This is a genomic window from Streptomyces sp. NPDC057565, assembly GCF_042801455.1.
Taxonomy (GTDB): domain Bacteria; phylum Actinomycetota; class Actinomycetes; order Streptomycetales; family Streptomycetaceae; genus Streptomyces; species Streptomyces yanii.
Map to the genome: position 1 here is coordinate 323784 of NZ_JBHVFU010000006.1, position 18020 is coordinate 341803.

General features: G+C 70.9%; 18 protein-coding genes and 1 pseudogene. 11 read left to right on the forward strand and 8 right to left on the reverse strand.

The genetic code is table 11. The annotated features are described in order from the left end of the window. Nucleotides 1–13: 13 nt before the first annotated feature. The 3 genes from ACFU8W_RS16000 to ACFU8W_RS16010 all read right to left on the reverse strand — a co-directional run bounded on the left by ACFU8W_RS16000 (nt 14) and on the right by ACFU8W_RS16010 (nt 3722). Nucleotides 14–1252: a hypothetical protein gene (locus tag ACFU8W_RS16000; protein ID WP_384036880.1), complete on the reverse strand. Its 1239-nt coding sequence runs from the start codon at nt 1250–1252 to the stop codon at nt 14–16. A gap of 621 nt (nt 1253–1873) precedes the next feature. Then, nucleotides 1874–2701 (reverse strand): tetratricopeptide repeat protein, encoded by an 828-nt coding sequence (locus ACFU8W_RS16005; RefSeq protein WP_384036883.1) that lies wholly within the window; start codon nt 2699–2701, stop codon nt 1874–1876. Nucleotides 2702–2720: 19 nt separating this feature from the next. After that, on the reverse strand, nt 2721–3722 hold the full coding sequence (locus ACFU8W_RS16010) for a GNAT family N-acetyltransferase (protein WP_345510537.1): 1002 nt from the start codon (nt 3720–3722) through the stop codon (nt 2721–2723). 117 nt (nt 3723–3839) lie between these two features. On the opposite strand from ACFU8W_RS16010, the gene fdxA reads away from it, so the two are divergent. Continuing rightward, a complete protein-coding gene (gene fdxA / locus ACFU8W_RS16015; protein WP_037688837.1) occupies nt 3840–4160 on the forward strand; it encodes a ferredoxin in 321 nt (106 codons plus the stop codon). 150 nt (nt 4161–4310) lie between these two features. Beyond that, nucleotides 4311–5408, forward strand: coding sequence for a bifunctional succinyldiaminopimelate transaminase/glutamate-prephenate aminotransferase (locus tag ACFU8W_RS16020; RefSeq protein WP_384036886.1), 1098 nt, complete (start codon nt 4311–4313; stop codon nt 5406–5408). 1 nt (nt 5409) lies between these two features. Here ACFU8W_RS16020 and ACFU8W_RS16025 read toward each other — a convergent pair whose 3' ends face one another. Beyond that, the gene (locus ACFU8W_RS16025; RefSeq protein ID WP_345510535.1) at nt 5410–5847 is read right to left on the reverse strand and encodes an ATP-binding protein; all 438 of its coding nucleotides are present in this window, start codon (nt 5845–5847) and stop codon (nt 5410–5412) included. A gap of 285 nt (nt 5848–6132) precedes the next feature. Further along, nucleotides 6133–7071, reverse strand: coding sequence for a hypothetical protein (locus tag ACFU8W_RS16030; RefSeq protein ID WP_384036889.1), 939 nt, complete (start codon nt 7069–7071; stop codon nt 6133–6135). A gap of 166 nt (nt 7072–7237) precedes the next feature. On the opposite strand from ACFU8W_RS16030, the gene dapE reads away from it, so the two are divergent. Continuing rightward, a complete protein-coding gene (dapE, locus tag ACFU8W_RS16035) occupies nt 7238–8317 on the forward strand; it encodes a succinyl-diaminopimelate desuccinylase (RefSeq protein WP_384036892.1) in 1080 nt (359 codons plus the stop codon). A gap of 93 nt (nt 8318–8410) precedes the next feature. Beyond that, the gene (locus ACFU8W_RS16040; RefSeq protein WP_345510532.1) at nt 8411–9160 is read left to right on the forward strand and encodes a TIGR00730 family Rossman fold protein; all 750 of its coding nucleotides are present in this window, start codon (nt 8411–8413) and stop codon (nt 9158–9160) included. Between the two features lie 133 nt (nt 9161–9293). Here ACFU8W_RS16040 and folP read toward each other — a convergent pair whose 3' ends face one another. Next, nucleotides 9294–10166 carry a dihydropteroate synthase gene (gene folP, locus ACFU8W_RS16045; RefSeq protein WP_384036896.1) on the reverse strand — a complete coding sequence of 291 codons (873 nt, stop codon included), beginning with the start codon at nt 10164–10166 and terminating at the stop codon, nt 9294–9296. 109 nt (nt 10167–10275) lie between these two features. Between folP and ACFU8W_RS16050 the strand changes: the two are divergent. After that, nucleotides 10276–10650, forward strand: a pseudogene (locus ACFU8W_RS16050) (hypothetical protein); the annotation flags it as partial. A gap of 143 nt (nt 10651–10793) precedes the next feature. Continuing rightward, a complete protein-coding gene (locus ACFU8W_RS16055; RefSeq protein ID WP_345510529.1) occupies nt 10794–11381 on the forward strand; it encodes a DNA-3-methyladenine glycosylase I in 588 nt (195 codons plus the stop codon). 92 nt (nt 11382–11473) lie between these two features. On the opposite strand, the gene ACFU8W_RS16060 is transcribed toward ACFU8W_RS16055, so the two are convergent. Further along, entirely contained in the window at nt 11474–12289 is an 816-nt protein-coding gene (locus ACFU8W_RS16060) for an enoyl-CoA hydratase/isomerase family protein (RefSeq protein ID WP_384036899.1), read from the reverse strand. Between the two features lie 312 nt (nt 12290–12601). Between ACFU8W_RS16060 and ACFU8W_RS16065 the strand changes: the two genes are divergently transcribed. Continuing rightward, on the forward strand, nt 12602–12769 hold the full coding sequence (locus tag ACFU8W_RS16065) for a DUF3117 domain-containing protein (RefSeq protein ID WP_003966491.1): 168 nt from the start codon (nt 12602–12604) through the stop codon (nt 12767–12769). A 171-nt stretch (nt 12770–12940) separates the two neighbouring features. On the opposite strand, the gene ACFU8W_RS16070 is transcribed toward ACFU8W_RS16065, so the two are convergent. Further along, nucleotides 12941–13606 (reverse strand): O-methyltransferase, encoded by a 666-nt coding sequence (locus ACFU8W_RS16070; RefSeq protein ID WP_345510608.1) that lies wholly within the window; start codon nt 13604–13606, stop codon nt 12941–12943. 181 nt (nt 13607–13787) lie between these two features. Between ACFU8W_RS16070 and sigE the strand changes: the two genes are divergently transcribed. The 4 genes from sigE (at nt 13788) to ACFU8W_RS16090 (ending at nt 17962) form a co-directional block, all read left to right on the forward strand. Next, complete coding sequence (sigE, locus tag ACFU8W_RS16075) at nt 13788–14549, forward strand: RNA polymerase sigma factor SigE (RefSeq protein ID WP_345510607.1); 762 nt, start codon at nt 13788–13790, stop codon at nt 14547–14549. After that, on the forward strand, nt 14546–15541 hold the full coding sequence (locus ACFU8W_RS16080) for a zf-HC2 domain-containing protein (protein WP_384036902.1): 996 nt from the start codon (nt 14546–14548) through the stop codon (nt 15539–15541). The genes sigE and ACFU8W_RS16080 overlap by 4 nt, the downstream gene beginning before the upstream one ends. 111 nt (nt 15542–15652) lie before the next feature. Then, the gene (locus ACFU8W_RS16085) at nt 15653–17386 is read left to right on the forward strand and encodes a S1C family serine protease (RefSeq protein WP_384036905.1); all 1734 of its coding nucleotides are present in this window, start codon (nt 15653–15655) and stop codon (nt 17384–17386) included. 99 nt (nt 17387–17485) lie between these two features. Further along, nucleotides 17486–17962: a sec-independent translocase gene (locus tag ACFU8W_RS16090; RefSeq protein ID WP_384036908.1), complete on the forward strand. Its 477-nt coding sequence runs from the start codon at nt 17486–17488 to the stop codon at nt 17960–17962. The last annotated feature ends 58 nt before the right edge of the window (nt 17963–18020 follow it).

The window sequence follows — 18020 nt, forward strand, 5'->3', positions numbered from 1 at the left end:
CGGTTCAGTTCGTTCAGGCCACCGCGCCGCCCGTGGCCTGACGGCGGCGCACCTTGTATGCACCGACGCCCAGCCCACCGACGAGCAGCGCCGAACCGGCAGCCAGACCGCCGCCGGTCATCGCGGTCCCGCCGCCACCGGTGTGGACGCCACCGCGGGGCTTGCCCTCGTCGCCGCCACGGCTGCCGCCGTAGCCGCCCTCGTTGCCGCCACGGCCGCCGCCGTAGCTGCCTTCGTCGTCGCCGCCGTAGCTGCCTTCGTCGTCGCCGCCGTAGCCGCCCTTCTTCGAGTTGTCGTCGGAGTCGTTGCCGGGCTGCCACTCCTTGGCCAGCATCATGGCCATGGCGCCGCCACCGGTGCGGACGCCACCGCGGGGCTTGTCGCCCTTCTCGCCCTTGCCGCCGTGGTGGCCCTTGTCGCCCTTGCCCTTCTCGCCCTTGCCCTTCTCGCCCTTGCCCTTGTCGCCGTGCTTCTCGGCCCAGCCGCCCTTGCCGTGGTCGGGCCGGGCGTCCTTGTCGCCGTAGCTGCCTTCGTCGTCGCCGTAGCCGCCTTCGTCGTCGCCGTAGCCGCCTCCGTCGTCGCCGCCTCCGTCGTCGCCGCCGTAGCTGCCTCCGTCGTCGCCGCCGTAGCCGCCTCCGTCGTCGCCGCCGTAGCTGCCTCCGTCGTCGCCGCCGTAGCTGCCTTCGTCGCCGCCGTAGCCGCCCCCGTTGCCGCCCCAGCCGCCCTTGTCGCCGCGGTCGTCTCCGCCCTTCTTCGAGTTGCCGTCGGAGTCGTTGCCGGGCTGCCACTCCTTGGCCAGCATCATGGCCATGGCGCCGCCACCGGTGCGGACGCCACCGCGGGGCTTGTCGCCCTTCTCGCCCTTGCCGCCGTGGTGGCCCTTCTCGCCCTTGTCGCCCCAGCCGCCCTTCTCGCCCTTGTCGCCCCAGCCGCCCTTCTCGCCCTTGTCGCCCCAGCCGCCCTTCTCGCCGTGGTCGTCCTTCTTGCCGTGGTCGTCCTTCTTGCCGTGGTCGTCTTCGCGGCCACCGTTGTCGTCTTCGCGGTAGCCGCCGCCGTTGTCGTCTTCGCGGTCGCCGCCGCGGTCGCCGTTGTCGTCGCCGCGGTCATCGCCGCGGCCGCCGTGATCGTCGCTGCTGGAAGAGGAACCGCCGTCCCAGTCATCGGCCAGCGTGATGGCATGGGCCGCAGGAGTGGTGATGGCGAGGACCGCCGTGATCGCGGCCGAAGCGAACAGTGTGCGGGCAGAGCGCATCTGAACACATTCCTTTCGACGCGACTGCGATGAGTGACGGGGTGCCGACTCAAGGTGACGCAGTTGCGACGTGATCCACCGTTAACCGGAACGCGACTCGGCGCCATCGGGGAGCTGTGCATTGGAGCTATGCCGTGGGCCCTTCGGGTGGCGAATTACCGATAATCACCCATCGGACTGCATGGCGTGGCGTAATAAGGTTTGGCGCCGCATAGCCACTTTTTTGCTGACGCCTCCTCATGGTGACGCGCCGCGCGATCGGTGCGGCGAGACCCTGACAGTGGGCCCGAACTCGCTTGCAGCGATGGCTGGTTGGTGGTGTGCCCCGTGCGCGCGTGATCACCTGGGGGTGTCCTTCGCGTCACTCGTGAGGCGCTGCGGGGCCGGTGCGGGGAGCGGCGCGCGTGGCGCGCAGGAGAGACCGCGCGCCCGCTCGGGCGCCCTCCGGACATGCGCCGCTCCTCTTTCGACCCGATGGAGGCTTGCGCATTCGGCCCGGAGCTTCAGCTGCCGTGTTCGGTACGGGACGGGGTTCCGCCGTGGCGCCTGGGCGCCGGGCCCGGCCTGCGACCGAGGTCCGAACGGCAACCGGACTACCCCGGTCCCCACAGTTGCGCACCCCTAATTCAGCAAGGCCCGCGCCGCTCGTGCCCGCCCCCGAACCATCTCTGCCGCCGCCGGCTCCACCGCTTCCACCAGCTCCGCGTACTCCTCCATCTCCTCCGCCCCGCGAAGGAACTCCCCGCTCTGTACAAGCAGCTGCGCCCGCTCGTAGCGCAGCCGCGCCGGATGCGAGGGCAGCAGCAGTGACAGTTCCACCGCCCACAGCGCCACCCGCGTGCACTCCGGGCGGGCCGCCGCCCACGCCCTGATGTTGTTCAGGATCCGCAGCACGATCTCCAGCGGCCGGGCCGGCACCAGCATCGACGGCTCGAGCGGCGCCCCGGTCGCCCCCGTCACCAGCAATTCCGCGTCCTGGCCGGTCATCGGCCTGCCGCCGGCGAAGGGGTCGGCCAGCACCTGTTCCGCCGGATCGCCGAACCCGACGACGAAATGACCCGGCAGCGCCACCCCGTACACCGGAGCGCCCGCCCGCCGCGCCACCTCGATCCACACCACCGACAGCAGGATCGGCAGCCCGCGCCGGCGCCGCAACACCTCGTGCAGCAGCGACGACTGCAGCCGTTGGTAGTCCGTCGACGAGCCCACGAACCCGCACCGCTCGCCGAGCAGTTCGGCCAGTGCCGAGGCCCAGGCGCGCCCGCCCCGTACCCCGTACGGAAGCAGTCCCGCCAGCCGGTCCAGTTCGATCTGTGCAGCGTCGATACCGTCCGCGTCCAGCGCCGGGTCGGCCTCCGCGGCCAGCAGCAGGCAGAGCAACGCCAGGTCGGGCCGTTCGGCGCGCGCCTCCTCGGCGAACTGCTGCCGGGGGTTCAGCCGAGGGTTCATGGGGGACATGCTCCTGTCCCTAGGCGGACCGGAAGTGGTGGTACAGGTGATGGGTCACGAACCCCATCCGGTCGTACAGCGCATGCGCCCCCTCATTGTCCGCCTCCACCTGCAGCCACGCCGCCGACGCCCCCTCGTCCAGCGCCTGCCGGGCCAGTGCGGTCATGACCGCGGAGGCCAGACCCCGCCGCCGGTACGCGGCATCGACCTCGACAGCCATGAAGCCCGCCCAGCGCCCGTCCACGACACACCGTCCGATCGCGGCAGGCGCGTCGCCCGCCGCGTCACCCGGCACGGTCGCGAACCACACCGAGGGCCCGCTGCCCAGCACTTTCAGTACATGCGGGCCCGGAGTGTCGAAGCGCTGGTACCGGGAGAGCCACGCCTCGTCGATCCCCCGGCTCAGCCGCACCCGCGCGACGTCCGCGTCCAGATCGCCGATCGGCGCCAGAGCCGCGATCCGCACCTGCGCCGTGACCTCGCGCCGCCACCCGTGCTCCTCCAGCTCCGCGCACAGATTCTCCTGTGTGCCCTCCGCGCCCGTCGCGGTCTGGATGTAGGCGGGCAGCCCGCGGTCCTCGTACCAGCGCTCCACCCGCGCGAGCGCCTCGTCGAGCGGCACCCCGGGATCGCCGAGCGGCAGCACGGAGTTGGCGCGCCGGGTGAAGCCCTCCGCCGCGCGCAGCTGCCAGTCGCCGAGCGGTTCGCTCTCCACCGGCTGCCAGGCGCGGGCGCAGACGTGGGCGAGTTCCGCGAACGTGGCCGACGGGCCCCGGCGCCGGGCCGGCGCGGAGGGGACGACCTTGCCCGCCACCAGCGAGGATTCCGCGATGTGGACGGATTCACCGCTCTTCGGTGTGATCGACAGCACATGGTTGTTCCAGGATGTGAGAACCCCGACGGTGTCGGTGAATCTCCAGCCCGCCGCGCCGCCTTCCGAACGACGTCGGACTGATACCCGTTTGCCCACGTCAGCCGGGGTAATCCGGACCTCAGCCCGTCCGCCCATGGTGAATTCCACAGCTCTCTCCGCCCCTCCTGTTCGGTTCGCGCCCAGGAACGGAGATACTAGGTGCGGGCATCGACGACGCCGCGCTCCCGCGCGAGAGCCAACGCCCTACCGAGGAGGAACGACAGCGTGACCTACGTCATCGCGCAGCCTTGTGTCGACGTAAAGGACAAGGCCTGCATCGAAGAGTGCCCCGTCGACTGCATCTACGAGGGCCAGCGGTCCTTGTACATCCACCCGGACGAGTGCGTCGACTGTGGAGCCTGTGAGCCGGTCTGCCCGGTCGAGGCGATCTTCTACGAGGACGACACCCCGGAGGAGTGGAAGGACTACTACAAGGCGAACGTCGAGTTCTTCGACGACCTCGGTTCGCCGGGTGGTGCCTCCAAGCTGGGTCTGATCGAGCGCGACCATCCGTTCATCGCAGCATTGCCGCCGCAGAACCAGTAACCAGCGGCCAGCACGTGCGCCGCCCCGGTCCCGTACGGCTCGTCACCGTGCGGGACCGAGGTGTTTTCCGGTCCGGGCCGCAGGCAGACCCGGCGCCGCACGAACCACCCGAACAACCCTCGTCACCCTCGTACGAGAAAGCAGAGAGCCGTGTCCGCAGCAGTCTCCTCCCGCCTCCCGGTCTTCCCCTGGGACAAGCTCGCGCCCTACAAGTCGACCGCTGCGGCCCACCCGGACGGCATCGTCGACCTTTCCGTCGGCACGCCCGTCGACCCGGTGCCGGAGCTGATCCAGCAGGCGCTCGTCGCCGCCGCGGACAGCCCCGGCTATCCGACGGTGTGGGGGACGACCGAACTCCGCGACGCCCTCACCGGCTGGGTGGAGCGGAGGCTCGGTGCGGTCTCCGTGGCGCACGAGAACGTGCTGCCGGTCGTCGGCTCCAAGGAGCTCGTCGCCTGGCTGCCGACCCAGCTCGGCCTCGGCGCGGGCGACAAGGTGGCATACCCGCGGCTCGCCTACCCGACGTACGAGGTGGGTGCCCGGCTCTGCGGCGCCGAGCCCGTCGTCTACGACGACCCCACCGAGCTCGACCCGGCCGGACTCAAGCTGCTCTGGCTGAACTCGCCGTCCAACCCCACCGGCCGGGTCCTGTCCAAGGACGAGTTGACCCGGATCGTCGCCTGGGCGCGCGAGCACGACGTGCTGGTCTTCAGCGACGAGTGCTACCTGGAGCTCGGCTGGGAGGCCGAACCGGTCTCCGTGCTCCACCCCGACGTCTGCGGCGGCACGTACGAGGGCATCGTCGCCGTCCACTCCCTCTCCAAGCGCTCCAACCTCGCCGGATACCGCGCGGCGTTCATCGCGGGCGACGCGGCCGTCCTCGGCGAACTGCTGCTGATCCGCAAGCACGGCGGGATGATGACGCCCGCCCCGGTCCAGGCCGCCACCGTCGCGGCGCTCGGCGACGACACGCACGTGGCCGAGCAGCGGACCCGGTACGCGGACCGGCGCACCGCGCTGCGGGCGGCGCTGGAGGCCCACGGCTTCCGGATCGAGCACAGCGAGGCGAGCCTCTACCTGTGGGCGACCCGCGACGAACCCTGCTGGGACACCGTGGCGTACCTTGCGGAGCTCGGCATCCTGGTGGCGCCGGGCGACTTCTACGGACCGGCGGGCGACCACTTCGTGCGGGTGGCGTTCACGGCGACGGACGAGCGTGTGGCAGCCGCGGTCAAGCGGCTGTCCTGACTCAGCCGATCGGCAGGCCGTGGGTGGGCAGGCCCTGCGTCGTCGGCAGACCGCCACCGGCGAGACCGTCGGTCGGCAGACTGCCCTTGGCCGCCGCACCGGTGGCCCCGCCGACCAGCTCACCGGCGTTGCCCGCCGCCTCGCCGGCGACCTTCTGCGCTGCGGGGGCGGCCTTGCTGCCGACGGTCCTGCCCGCGGCCGGGACGGCCGTCCCGACGATCTTGCCGCCGGTGGCACCCGCGACCTTGGCGCCCTGCTCGGACGCGCCGTCGACGATCTTGCCGAGACCGGCGCCGTCGACGGTCGTCAGACCGCCGAGCTCCGGGGCCTGCGGGAGCTCCGCGGCACCTGCGGCGCCGGCCGCACCGACCACGGGGGCTGCACCCGCCGCGATCAGCAGCGCGGCACGGGCGATCCGACGGGTCAGGGGGAGGGACATGATGCTCCTTCGACGGGGTTGAATCTGTCTGTCCGTTGATCGGACGCAGTGACAACCGTCGTGGGGGCGGGTGAGGTTGCGGTGGACCGAAGTAAAGAGTCGGTAATGCGTCACATAATCCGCAACGGAGGAACCCGGGCAAACATTGCATTCCCCAAAGGCTGCATGAGTCGTCACTTCCCTTTTCCCGCAAGGGAATTGGTGCATGAAGTGGAGACCGTCGGAGGTGTGTGGCGGCGGCAGCCTCCCGACGGGCCGGATGGCCCCTACGAGGGATCTTCCGTACTAGCGAACGAGTCGCATGCGTACCTGTGCGGTGCCTGATTCCGCACGGTCCGTCCGCCAGCCCGACCCGGTGCTCCATACCCGGCCCGCGTACGCGACCTCGTCGATGCCCAGTGATTCGGCCTGCGCCACCGCCCAGTGCGCGAGCTCCCAGCCGCGCTGCGCCCTGCCGCCGTCCCCGGCGGTCCGCGCCGCCTTCACCGGCACCGAGACCGTGCCCGCATTCGCCGCGCCCGACGCCCCGGCGCCCGCCTTGCCCGAGGAGGGCAGCACACCCTTGCCGAAGGCCCGTACCAGCGCCGACCGCACCTTTGCCGCATCGGCGGGCCCTGCCGCCGTCTGCGTCGGCGTGCAGGTCAGCGCGGCGGGCGTACGGCCGGTCAGCGCGGCGGACAGCAGCGCGGCATCCGGCTCGTGCTTCGCGTACGCCTGCGGGAAACCACTGCGCTGCACCCGCTGCGCGGCCACCGTCAGCGGCAGCCGCGAGTAACCGGGGACCTCGGCCAGATGCTGGTAGAACTTCCCGGCCGAGTAGACCGGGTCCAGGATCTGCTTCTCGGTGCCCCAGCCCTGCGAGGGGCGTTGCTGGAACAGCCCGAGCGAGTCCCGGTCGCCGTGCTCGATATTGCGCAGCCCGGACTCCTGCAACGCCGTCGCCAACGCGATCGTCACCGCACGCTCAGGCATCCCGCGCGTGGTGCCGACCGCGGAGATCGTCGCGGCGTTCGCGGCCTGCTCCAGGCTCAGCCGGTACGTACGTCCCCGGCCCGACGAACCGTCGGCGGACTGCACGGTGCACCGCTCGACGCCCTTGTTGCCCGAGATGTACTGAACGGTCAGGTAGCCGGCCAGGGCCACGAGCACGGCAAAGGCCGCCATGATGCGGAGAAGGCGACTGCGGCCGGTGTGTCGGCGGGCGGAGGAGGCGGTCCGGGGCACGCGCCCACCGTACTGGAGGGCCCGACCGCGGCCGACGGCGAAGTCCCTCAGGGACTTTTCCTCCGGATCCCGCCGGGCTCGCGAGGCCCCGGTCCGGCCTGGTCCACAAGGAAGTCCCCAGGCCCGTCCGGCGGATCAGGACCGCACAGGCCTTAGGGTCGGGACCATGCCCGAAAGCACCCTTGACCTCACCCTGGACGGCCCGGCCCTCACTGCCCGCCTCGTCGACTTCCCGTCGGTCAGCGGGGACGAGAAGGAGCTGGCCGACGCGATCGAGACGGCCCTGCGCACGCTCCCGCACCTGACCGTGGACCGGCACGGCAACAACGTCGTGGCCCGGACGAACCTCGGCCGGGACGAGCGCGTCGTACTCGCCGGACACATCGACACCGTGCCGATCGCCGACAACGTCCCGTCCCGGCTCGACGAGAACGGCGTGCTCTGGGGCTGCGGCACCTCCGACATGAAGTCGGGCGTCGCCGTCCAGCTGCGGATCGCCGCGACCGTGCCCGAGCCCAACCGCGACCTCACCTTCGTCTTCTACGACAACGAAGAAGTCGCCGCCCACCTCAACGGGCTCGGCCATGTCGCAGACGCCCACCCCGACTGGTTGGAGGGCGACTTCGCCGTCCTCCTCGAACCGTCCGACGCCCAGGTCGAGGGCGGCTGTCAGGGCACCCTGCGGGTCTTTCTCCGTACGGAGGGGGAGCGGGCGCACTCCGCGCGCAGCTGGATGGGGTCCAACGCCATCCATGCCGCCGCCCCGATCCTCACCCGCCTCGCCGCCTACGAACCGCGCCGGCCGGTCATCGACGGGCTGGAGTACCGCGAGGGTCTGAACGCCGTACGCATCGAGGCCGGCGTCGCCAACAACGTCATCCCGGACGCCTGCACCGTCGTCGTCAACTACCGGTACGCCCCCGACCGCAGCCCCGAGGACGCCCTCGCCCACGTCCACGAGGTCTTCGCGGACTGCGGCGTCGTCGAGTTCACCGTCGACGACCACTCCGGCGCGGCGATGCCCGGCCTCTCCCACCCGGCGGCCAAGGCGTTCATGGAGGCGGTCGGCGGCACCGCGCAGCCGAAGTTCGGCTGGACGGACGTCTCCCGCTTCGGCGCGCTGGGCGTCCCCGCCGTGAACTACGGGCCCGGTGACCCGCTCCTCGCGCACAAGCGCAACGAGCACGTGGCGGTCGACCGGATCACCCACTGCGAGGACCGGCTCCGCTCCTGGCTCACCAGCTGACTCACGGCATACCCCTCCCCGTAACCTCCGTAGATCTACCCTGACCTGACACAGCACGTCGTCATGGCGTCACGTCGTCGGAGGGAGCAGGTCATGGGCATCCCCGAAGAAGCTCACGTCCCCGAGGAGCAGCGGCTCGGTCCGGTACTGCGCCGCAGGGAACAGGTACAGCCCGGTACCACCGATCAGCGCTTGCTGGACTCCGAGGGCGATTCCGAGTGGGTGCACACCGATCCCTGGCGGGTGATGCGCATCCAGTCGGAGTTCGTCGAGGGCTTCGGCGCGCTGGCAGAGCTGCCGAGCGCGATCAGTGTCTTCGGCTCGGCCCGCAGTCCGGCCGACGGCCCGGACTACGAGGCGGGCGTACAGATCGGCAAGGCGCTGGTCGAGGCCGGTTTCGCGGTGATCACCGGGGGCGGCCCCGGAGCGATGGAGGCGGCGAACAAGGGCGCGCGGGAGGCGAGGGGCATCTCGGTCGGCCTCGGTATCGAGCTGCCCTTCGAGTCCGGACTCAACCCGCACGTCGACATCGGCGTGAACTTCCGCTACTTCTTCGTCCGCAAGACGATGTTCGTGAAGTACGCGCAGGGTTTCGTCGTCCTGCCCGGCGGCCTCGGCACACTCGATGAGCTCTTCGAGGCGCTCACCCTCGTCCAGACGGGCAAGGTGACCCGTTTCCCGATCGTGCTCTTCGGCACCGCGTACTGGGGCGGCCTCGTGGACTGGCTGCGGAACACGGTGGTGGCGCAGGGGAAGGCGTCCGAGAGGGACCTGCTGCTGTTCCACGTCACGGACGACGTGCACGAGGCGGTCGACCTCGTCACGAAGGAAGTCGGCCGCTGACCACGGCGAGTCCCTCCGGCGACTGAGGGGTGGGGTCCGGGGCAGTGCCCCGGATCGGGAAGGGGCGGGCAGGGGACGCGTCTCGCGCAGCGGCCCCGGCTCGCGCCCGTCCCGCCCCGCTGCCTCACCGCCGCTACGCCAGCCCGCGCCGGGCCACCGCCGGCTCCCGGTGCCCCGCGATCGACGCCACCATGTCCAGCACCTGCCGCGTCTCCGCTACCTCGTGCACCCGGTAGACCTGCGCGCCCAGCCACGCCGAGACCGCGGTCGTCGCCAGCGTCCCGATCACCCGTTCCTTCACGGGCCGGTCGAGCGTCTCCCCGACGAAGTCCTTGTTGGACAGCGATACGAGGACGGGCCAGCCGGTCTCCGTCATCTCACCGAGGCGACGCGTCGCCTCCAGGGAGTGCCGGGTGTTCTTCCCGAAGTCATGGCCGGGGTCGATCATGATGCCGTCCGGCCTGACCCCGAGCTCCACGGCCCGCTCGGCCAGCCCCACCGTCACCCGCAGGATGTCCGCCATCACGTCGTCGTACGCGACCCGGTGCGGCCGGGTCCGCGGTTCGGCTCCGCCCGCGTGCGTGCACACCAGCCCCGCTCCGTACCGCGCGGCCACCTCCGCGAGCTTCGGATCGACACCGCCCCACGCGTCGTTCAGCACATCGGCACCGGCCTCGCAGACCGCCTCACCGACCTCGTGGCGCCAGGTGTCGACGCTGATCACCACATCGGGGTGACGCCGCCGCACCTCGGCGACGAACCCGACGGTGCGACGGGCCTCCTCCGCGGCGGTCACCTCCTCGCCGGGACCGGCCTTCACCCCGCCGATGTCGATGATCGCTGCGCCGTCGGCGACGGCCTGCTCGACCCGGGCGAGCGCGGGCTCGTCGCGGAAGGTCGCGCCCTGGTCGTAGAAGGAATCCGGAGTACGGTTCACGATCGCCATGATCACTGGCTCGTGCGCCCCGAATTCGCGCCGTCCCAGCCTGAGCGCACCGCTTCGCATCCTGTGTTTCTCCTCTGGATAGATCGCCCACCGCCGCCTGCGACCCTAACTGTCGGTACCGCATGGCACGATCGGAGGCGGACAGGTTTCCGCCCCAGGGGAGATGCGCGTGTTCTGGTTCTTGCTGCTGGCGATGGTGGTGGTCGTGGCCGCGGTCACCCTCGCGGTGGTCGGCGGAGGAAGGAGTGCCGTCCTCCAGGACGTGGCGCCCGAGCAGCTGTCCGACCCGCTGCCCGCGACCCGTCCGGTCGGCCGCGCGGACGTCGAGGCGCTGCGACTGCCGGTGACGGCACGTGGGTACCGGATGGCGGACGTCGACGACGCGCTCGGCCGGCTGGGCGCCGAGCTTGCCGAGCGGGACGCGCGGATCGCCGAGCTGGAGTCGGCGCTCGCCGGAGCGCAGGCGACGGCGGTGGGCGGTGTCGGGCTCCTCAAGGAGCCGCAGGACCGGCCGCGGCCCGAGCGGACACCCTGGGCGGCGCCGCAGTCCGGGCAGCAGCCCGACCAGGAGCCGGAGCCGCGTGCCTGGCCTCCGTCCGGACCTCAGTACGGGCCCCGGTCCGGATCCCAGCAGGAGCCGCCGCCCGGTCCGGAGTCCGGGCCCCGGTCCGGCGAGGAGCCGCGGCGATGAGCGGCGGCGCCGAAGCGGGCGCGGACGGCCGGCTGCGCTGTCCGTGGGGACTGTCCACCGATGACTACCTCGCCTACCACGACACGGAATGGGGCCGCCCCGTCCACGGCGACGACGCCCTGTTCGAGCGGCTCTGCCTGGAGGCGTTCCAGTCCGGGCTGTCCTGGCTGACGATCCTGCGCCGCCGGGAAGGATTCCGCAGTGCCTTCGCCGGGTTCAAGATCCGTGCGGTGGCGGAGTTCACCGACGCCGACAAGGATCGCCTCCTTGCCGACGCCGGAATCATCCGCAACCGCGCGAAGATCGAGGCGACGCTGGCCAATGCCAAGGTGTTGGCCGCATGGCCGGACGGCGACCTGGACGAACTGATCTGGTCGTACGCCCCGGACCCGGCCACCCGCCCCGCCCCGCGCATCCTCGGCGACGTACCGGCGGTCACGCCGGAGTCCACCGCGCTCGCCAAGGACCTCAAGAAGCGTGGCCTGCGCTTCGTCGGCCCCACCACGGCCTACGCCCTGATGCAGGCGTGCGGCCTGGTCGACGACCACCTGGCCGACTGTGTGGCCCGCGGCACCGGGGCGTAGCCACGCTGCGGGGCCGGCGGTGCCGTGGAGGAAGCCACCCACCGGTGAGCAACCGTCCACGGCCCCGGGCCCGGACCGACCCCTGCCAGGCCCTATCGCCCCAGATACTTCGGCTTCGCCTTGTCCAGGAAGGCCTGTACCGCGATGGTGTGGTCCTCCGAGGCGCCCGCCTTCGTCTGGAGTTCGTCCTCCTTCTCCAGCGTCTCGCTCAGCGTGTGCCCGGCGCCGTAGGCCAACGACGCCTTGAGCGCGGCATACGCCACCGTCGGGCCGTCCGCCAGCTTGCGGGCCACTGCCAGGGCCTCCGCGGCGAGGTCGGCCGCGGGCACCAGCTTGTTCACGATGCCCAGCTCGTACGCGTCCTGAGCCGAGATCGATCGCGGGAAGAGCAGCAGATCGGCTGCGCGGCTCCGGCCGATCAGCCGGGGCAGCGTCCACGAGACACCTGAGTCCGCGGTGAGGGCGACCCCGGCGAACGAGGTGTTGAACGACGCGCTGTCGGCGACCACCCGGTAGTCGCAGGCGAGCGCGAAGCCGAAGCCCGCACCGGCGGCGACCCCGTTCACCCCGGCGACGACCGGCTTCTCCATCCCGGTGATCGTCCGCACGACGGGGTTGTAGTGCTCCTGCACGGTGCTCAGCGCATTGCCGGAACCCGATTCGCGGGTGGCGGCCAGCGTGGCGACGTGTTCCTTGAGGTCCTGGCCGACGCAGAAGGCGCGCGAGCCGGCCGCCGTGAGCAGAACCGCCCGGACAGCGGTATCGGCCGCGGCCGACTGCAGCGCGTCACGGAGGGCCACCTTGGCCGCTGTGTTCATGGCGTTCATCGCGTCGGGACGGTTGATCGTGATCGTCGCGAGTCCGTCCGTCACTTCGTAGAGCACGGTGTCGGCCACGTGGTCCGCCATTTGCTGTCCCCTTTGCGCCTCGGGCAATGCCTGTTCAGGCAAGCATGGCCGACATCATCGAGGCGGAACATGTGACCTGCGTCTAACAATTGCGCCCCGATGGAGGGGCGAGGGCGACGGAGTATCGCAGTCGGATCGCCGAATTGGGTGGTTTTGCGAGAGCGCGTTGCGCAAGCGATGCAGACCGATGTTGGTCATCGGGGTCTGTGATGCGGGATAATGGCCTGGAAGCAATGTGTTCGATGCCGGTGAGACAGCGCCTGTCATGGGGCCGCCGGTTGTTATGGGCTGGTTTCAGGAAGGGGAACGAGCATGGCGGCCATGAAGCCGCGGACGGGCGACGGCCCGCTCGAGGTGACAAAGGAGGGGCGGGGCATCGTCATGCGCGTTCCGCTCGAAGGCGGCGGTCGGCTTGTTGTGGAGCTGACTCCGGACGAGGCCGATGCACTCGGCGACGCCCTCAAGAAGGTCGTCGGCTGACGCAGAGGCGCCCACACTTCATCACTGCCCCGGCACGGACCCGTGCCGGGGCAGTGATGCATTCGGAACAAGCGCGTCGAAGGACGTCCCCACTCCCTTCGCGGCTGTGGGGCAGGTCGGGGGACCGAGGGCGCCCGGCCGGCCCGGTGAGGGGCAAGGGGCGACGAGCGGTCACCCGCGCCGGACGGCGCAGAGCAACCCGTCGCCCACCGGCAACAAGGTGGCCATCAGTTCCTGGCTCTCCCGCACCGCCCGCAACAGCTCCCGCAGCCGCAGCACCTCCGCCGGCTGCGCCGCGGAGTCGACCGTACGGCCGTCCGCGAAGACGCCTTCGAAGCAGACCAGACCGCCAGGTCGCAGCAGGCGCAACGATTCAGCGAGGCAGTCCAGGCTCTCCAGCCGGTCGCCGTCGCAGAACACGAGGTCGTATCCGCCGTCCGCGAGCCGCGGAAGTACGTCGAGGGCTCGGCCGGGGATGAATCGGGCCCGATTGGCCGCGAACCCCGAAGCCCGGAAGGCCTGGCGGGCGAACTGCTGCCGCTCCGGCTCCGGGTCGACCGTGGTCAGCACCCCGTCCGGCCGCATCCCGTGCAGCAGATAGATGCCGGACACGCCGGTTCCGGTGCCGATTTCGGCCACCGCCTTGGCGTCGGTCGTGGCAGCGAGCAAGCGCAGCGCGGCGCCGGTGCCCGGTGACACCGAGCGGAGCCCTGCCTCCCGGGCCCGGTCTCTGGCCCAGCGCAGTGCTTCGTCCTCGGCGACAAAGGCGTCGGCGAACGCCCAGCTCGTCTGCCGGTTGGCGGTAATGACCCTCTCCTGTCCCCGTAGTTGGCGCAACGGTGACTGTATCCGCTGCACCCGGGAACCCGCAGATGGGACCGGGCGTTAGGAAGGGGCAGAGGAAAGCTCATGGATCCTGCCCGCAGATCGGGTCCGGGACCAGGGGCCGGCGGGTCCGGGGATGATCCCGGACCTCAGCAGGAAAAAGGCTTATCCGGAGCTAACGGGCGAGGTGGCTATGGTAGGGGCTCCACTGGACACCACCAGAGCCGACAGGGGAGGTGCGGCTGCTCCTGTGGGTCGGGGACGAGCGCTGCGGCGCTTTCTCAGATCAGCGGGTGAGCCGAAATCCGTGACCAACATTGCTGACCGTTCTTCCAACGACTCCGCACCGACCGCGACCTTCGCCTCAGATGCGGACTCCCAGGCGTGGATGCCGCCCTCATGGGAAGAGATCGTCAGCACGCACAGCGGTCGTGTCTACCGCCTTGCCTACCGTCTGACGGGAAACCAGCACGACGCCGAGGACCTCACTCAGGAGGTCTTCGTCCGGGTGTTCCGTTCGCTGTCGACCTACACGCCCGGCACCTTCGAGGGCTGGCTGCACCGCATCACGACCAACCTGTTCCTGGACATGGTCCGTCGTAAGCAGCGGATCCGTTTCGACTCTCTCGGTGACGACGCCGCCGAGCGGCTGCCGAGCCGTGAGCCGTCTCCGCAGCAGGTCTTCAACGACACCCACTTCGACGCGGACGTGCAGCAGGCGCTGGACACACTTGCGCCCGAATTCCGTGCCGCGGTCGTGCTCTGCGACATCGAGGGACTGTCGTACGAGGAGATCGCCGCGACCCTCGGCGTGAAGCTCGGCACCGTGCGCAGCCGTATTCACCGCGGCCGCTCGCACCTGCGCAAGGCTCTGCAGCACCGCTCTCCCGAGGCCCGCGCCGAGCAGCGCTCGCTGGCGGGAGCAGTGGTGGCAGGGGAGGGCGGGCCGGCGTGAGTGGCACAGGTCCGACCCCTGCGGAACAGCACCTGGGGGACCGCCTCGCCGCGCTTGTCGACGGTGAGCTCAAACATGACGCCCGCGATCGGGTGCTCGCCCATATCGCGACCTGCGCGAAGTGCAAGGCCGAGGCTGCCGCCCAGCGGCGGCTGAAGAGTGTCTTCGCACAGTCCGCCCCGCCGTCGCCGTCCGAGGGGTTCCTCGCCCGGCTGCAGGGCCTTCCCGGGGGGCCGGGCGGTGACGACGACCGCCAAGGAAGACCATTCGGCGGCTCCGGGCGCTTCGCCGACGGACTTTTCCCGGTGGTGCAGCCCCCCGGCAGCCGCACCGATCCGCCTTCGGGAAAGTCGCCGCTGGACCGTTTCGGCTACCTCGGGACGCCGCACGGCTCGACGGCCGTGCTTCCGGTCGACGGATCGCGTTCGGCGTTCCGGATCCATGAGGTGGGCCGGGAAGGGGACCGGTCGCCGTGGCGCGGCCGCAGGTTCGCCTTCGCGGCGGCCAGCGCCGTCTCGCTGGCGGCCATCGCGCTGGGTGGCGCCCTGCCGACAGGAGCAGGTCCCGACGCCGCGACCCGCGCCGAGGGCGCCGGAAGCAACGTGACTCCGCTCGATGCCGCCGCGCGGGCCGAGAGCGGCAGCGTGACCAGCCGTCGCGGTGGCAGCAGCCCCGGCACGTACGGCGTGCCCGGCGGTGGTTCCACGACCGGTACCCCGGCTCGGCCACCGAATGCCGCGGCACCTGTCCCCGCCCGGTTCGGCACCGGCCGGCTCACGGCCAACCCCTTCGCCGCGGCGGTACTGACGGATGTGTCCGCGTCCCCGCTGATACGTCCGACCGCCACCAGCCCGCTGTTCGCGCACGCGCTCGGAAGCGGCCTGAACCCCGTTTCCCCCACGCCCTCGCCGACCGCGTCCCGGACACCCACGTCGGCGGCAGCCCTGCCCGCCTCCGCCGATCGCCGTCTGCCGCTTTCCGCCCGGCGCTGACGGGGGTCTGCGCAGCGATTCGCAAACCTGGTTGAATCCCCGGAGGAATTACCGGGAGGGATGTCCTTTCGGGCGCGTGCAGAGGCCAGTTGTGGCGGTTGCGGGGAGAACATGGACGACGGGAAGCCCACCGGGCCGAAGGCGAAGTGGTGGAGCCGCCCCACGGCGGGGCGCACCACCGCATCAGCGCCGCAGGACGCCTCCCTCCCGGCGGAGGACGTGCGGGCCGTGGACACACCGGCCGGTGACCTGGACACCACGGTCGTCGCAGACGTGAGCCCGGTGCCCGTACTTCCCGCCCAGGCCGCACCGCCCGAGCCCGTGGCGCCCGCACCACTGGTGGCACCCGCGCCGGTGACGTCCGAGTCCGGGGTGCATGCACCCGCAGCGACGGCCCAGGCGCCCGTGCCTGCGGTGAAGCCGTTGCGCGAGCCCGATGAGTACAGCACCCCGCCGTACGGCGGCCCCGGCCCCTGGGCGCCCGCACCACCCGTACAGCGCCCGGTGCCGACACCGGCGCACGGCACTCCTCTGCCCCCGTCGTACGCAGGCACCGGCACGAACGGCGCAGGCGTGCCCACGGCCCCCGCGCCCGTCCCGGCCCCTGCCCAGGCCTTCACGCCCCCGTCCCAGCCGCCGCAGTCCTCGCAGTGGGTGCAGTACGACCCCTGGGGTGCGCCCCGGCAGCCACTGACCCACCCCGGCCCCCCTCTCGGGTCGGACGGCGGGCGCAGGAAGAGCCGACGCGGCTCCCTGCTCGTCGGAGCCTTGCTGCTTGCCCTGGTGGCGGGCGGCATCGGTGGCGGCATCGGTGCCTACGTCGAGCGCAATGGCGGTCTGACCACGGTCGAGCTTCCGCAGGCCGCGAGGAACAGCGGCGGCCGCGCCCCCGACAGCGTCGCGGGTATCGCCGCCAGCGCCCTGCCCAGCGTGGTCACCCTCCATGTCAGTGGCACCACCGAATCCGGCACCGGCACCGGCTTCGTCCTCGACAAGTCGGGCCACATCCTCACCAACAACCATGTCGTCGCCCCGGCCGGTTCCTCCGGTTCCATCACGGTGACGTTCAGCGGCGGCGAGACCGCGCGCGCCGAGCTCGTCGGCAAGGACAGTGGTTACGACCTGGCCGTGGTCAAGGTCACCGGCGTCTCCGGACTCAAGCCGCTGCCACTGGGCAATTCCGACAATGTGCAGGTCGGCGACCCGGTGGTGGCCATCGGCGCTCCCTTCGACCTGTCCAACACCGTCACCTCCGGCATCATCAGCGCCAAGGACCGGCCGATCACCGCGGGCGGCGAGAAGGGCGACGGCAGCGACATCAGCTACGTCGACGCGCTGCAGACCGACGCCCCGATCAACCCGGGCAACTCCGGGGGCCCGCTCGTCGACACCGACGCCCATGTCATAGGTATCAACAGCGCCATCCGCGCCGCCGACAACAGTTCGTCGACCGAGGGCGGCCAGGCCGGTTCCATCGGCCTCGGCTTCGCCATCCCGATCAACCAGGGAAAGCGGGTCGCCGAGGAGCTGATCAACACCGGCAGAGCCACGCATCCGGTGATCGGTGTGACCTTGGACATGAAGTACACCGGTGACGGTGCCAAGGTCGGTGCGAAGGGCGCGGCGGGCAAGCCCGCGGTGACACCCGGCGGTCCCGGGGCGAAGGCCGGCATCAAGCCGGGCGACATCATCACCGAGGTGGACGGGCAGCGGGTGCACAGCGGCGAGGAGCTGATCGTGAAGATCCGCGCGCACCGTCCGGGTGACCGTCTGGACCTCGGTTTGACCCGCGGTGGTAAAGACCTGTCCATGACTTTGACTCTGGGGTCGGCAACCGGCACCTGACGTCCCCGGGACGCTACCGCCCGGACAGTTCGGCCGGGTACCGTGGGCCGGGTCCGGACCTCATCCGACCTGGGCTCGGGGAACACGAGGAGCAACAAGGTGTTCAATGACATAGGCGCACTAGAGCTGGTGACGCTCGTGATCCTCGGCGTGCTGATCTTCGGCCCCGACAAGCTGCCCAAGGTCATCCAGGACGCCTCACGCTTCATCCGCAAGATCCGCGAGTTCTCCGAGAGCGCCAAGGAAGACATCCGTACGGAGCTCGGCCCGGAGTTCAAGGACTTCGAGTTCGAGGACCTCAACCCGAAGACGTTCGTCCGCAAGCAGCTCATGGACGGGAACGACGATCTCGGGCTGAAGGAGATCCGCGAGAGCTTCGATCTCCGTAAGGAGATGGCCGAGGTCACCGACGCGGTCAACGGTCGCGAGAGCACGTCCAAGGACTCCGCGGGCGGCGTGTCGGGCAGCGCGGCGATCACTGCGGCGAACGGCTCCCCGGGCGCCCCCGACCTGCTCAAGAAACGCGAGCAGCCTGCGAAGGACGATCGTCCGCCCTTCGACGCAGACGCCACCTGACACCGGTCAATCCCGACTCGTCAGGACGGTATCGCTATTCTCCATCTGTCCGGTTGCG